Source organism: Agromyces sp. NPDC056965 (assembly GCF_042673425.1).
Classification (GTDB): Bacteria; Actinomycetota; Actinomycetes; order Actinomycetales; family Microbacteriaceae; genus Agromyces.
Genome location: NZ_JBHURI010000156.1, coordinates 1 through 2,011, shown reverse-complemented (window position 1 = coordinate 2,011; position 2,011 = coordinate 1). Strand labels below are relative to the sequence as shown.

The 2,011-nt window shown below is 70.3% G+C and carries 2 protein-coding genes; both read left to right on the top strand.

All coding sequences use genetic code 11. The annotated features are described in order from the left end of the window. The first annotated feature begins 65 nt into the window (after positions 1 to 65). Complete coding sequence (locus tag ACFTQE_RS20070; protein ID WP_376926726.1) at positions 66 to 1,139, top strand: threonine aldolase family protein; 1,074 nt, start codon at positions 66 to 68, stop codon at positions 1,137 to 1,139. A gap of 200 nt (positions 1,140 to 1,339) precedes the next feature. Further along, on the top strand, positions 1,340 to 1,933 hold the full coding sequence (locus tag ACFTQE_RS20065) for a nitroreductase family protein (RefSeq protein WP_376926725.1): 594 nt from the start codon (positions 1,340 to 1,342) through the stop codon (positions 1,931 to 1,933). Positions 1,934 to 2,011 lie beyond the last annotated feature (78 nt).

Genomic DNA, 2,011 nt, shown 5'->3' with positions numbered 1-2,011 from the left:
GCGTGAGTCGCCCGCGGCATCCGCTCGTTGCATCCGCTCTTCTGCAGCAGTGCGAGGATGGTTCAGTGACTGAACAGCTCCACGACACCTCCGTCCGCGGTTTCGCCTCCGACAACTACTCGGGTGTGCACCCCGAGGTGCTCGCGGCGATCGCCGCCGCCAACGACGGCCACCAGGTCGCCTACGGCGAAGACGTCTACACCGAGCGACTGCAGCAGGTCTTCGCGCGGCACTTCGGCGAGGGCATCGAGGCGTTCCCCGTCTTCAACGGAACGGGCGCGAACGTCACGGGCCTGCAGTCGATGCTCCCCCGCTGGGGCGCCGTGATCTCGGCGAGCACCGCGCACATCAACTCCGACGAGGGCGGTGCGCCCGAGCGCGTCGGCGGCATGAAACTGCTCACGGTTCCCGCGCCCGACGGCAAGCTCACGATCGAGCTCATCGACCGCGAGGCGTGGGGCTGGGGCGACGAGCACCGTGCGCAGCCGCTCGTCGTGTCGATCACGCAGACCACCGAGCTCGGCACCGCGTACACCGCCGACGAGGTGCGTGCGATCGCCGACCACGTGCACGAGCGCGGCATGACCCTCCACATGGACGGCGCGCGCCTCTCGAACGCCGCGGCATCCCTCGACCTCCCCCTCCGCGCCTTCACGCGCGACGCGGGCGTCGACGTGCTGAGCGTCGGCGGCACGAAGAACGGCGCGCTCGGCGCCGAGGCGATCGTGGTGCTGAACTCCGAGGCATCCGTGGGCCTCAAGTACCTGCGCAAGCTCAACATGCAGCTCGCCTCGAAGATGCGCTTCACCTCGGCGCAGCTCATCGCGCTCTACGAGGGCGACCTCTGGATCGAGAGCGCGCGCCACGCGAACGCGATGGCGCGACGCCTGCGCGACGCGCTCGATGCGGGCATCGCGGCCGGCGAGCTGCCGGGCCTCGGCTTCTCGCAGCTGACGCAGTCGAACGGCGTCTTCGCGACCCTCCCGGCGGGCGTCGCCGACCGGCTGCGCGAGCGGTTCCGCTTCTACGACTGGGATGCCGCTCGCGGCGAGGTGCGCTGGATGTGCTCGTTCGACACGAGCGAGGCCGACATCGACGCGTTCGTCGCGGGCATCCGCGAGGAGCTCGCGCGAGCCTGAGCGCCTTCCGCGCGGCGCGGGATCACTCGTGTCGCATGGGACCGGCGATATCCGCAGTCCCGTGCGACACGAGTGATCCCGAACCTCGGGTTCGCTGAGAATCATGCATGAGCATGGAATAGCGGATGCCGCTGCGCGTTGCATCCCTCGGGTCGACGACGCCCCGGCATCTGTTCCACTCTCGTGAAAGCCGCAAGCGAATGACCCTCATCACCGACATCACCTCCCGCCGCGCCGAGACCGACGCGCCGCTCATCGCGCCGCTCGTCGAGCGCTTCAGCCCCCGCGCGTACGACCCGACGGCCGAGATCGACCCCGCGGTCATCCGCACGATCCTCGAGGCCGCGCGCTGGGCTCCGTCGGCGAACAACGTGCAGCCCTGGCGCTTCATCGTCGGACGCCGCGGCACCGACGCCTTCACGAAGCTGCACGACGCGATGCTCGGGTTCAACCAGGCCTGGGCGGATTCCGCCGCAGTGCTCATCGCGAACGTCGCCGAGACGGTCGACGCCGAGGGCAAGCCCCGCCCGTGGGCGCGCTACGACCTCGGCCAGGCGGTCGCCCACCTCTCGGTGCAGGCGCAGCACGAGGGCCTGCACACCCACCAGATGGGCGGCTTCGAGGCCGAGGAGATCCGCAACGCCTTCGGCCTCGCCGACGGACTCGAGGTCGTCTCGATCACCGCGATCGGCGTGCTCGGCGATGTGAACGCCCTGCCCGACGCACTCCGCGAGCGCGAGAGCGCCCCGCGCCTGCGCAAGCCGCTCTCGGAGCTCGTGCTCGTCGGCGAGTGACGAGCTCGCACGGCGACTGAGCGCGAGAGCGGGCACACCGCGTCAGCAGCGACACGAGCGCCGCGAGTCGATTCGACT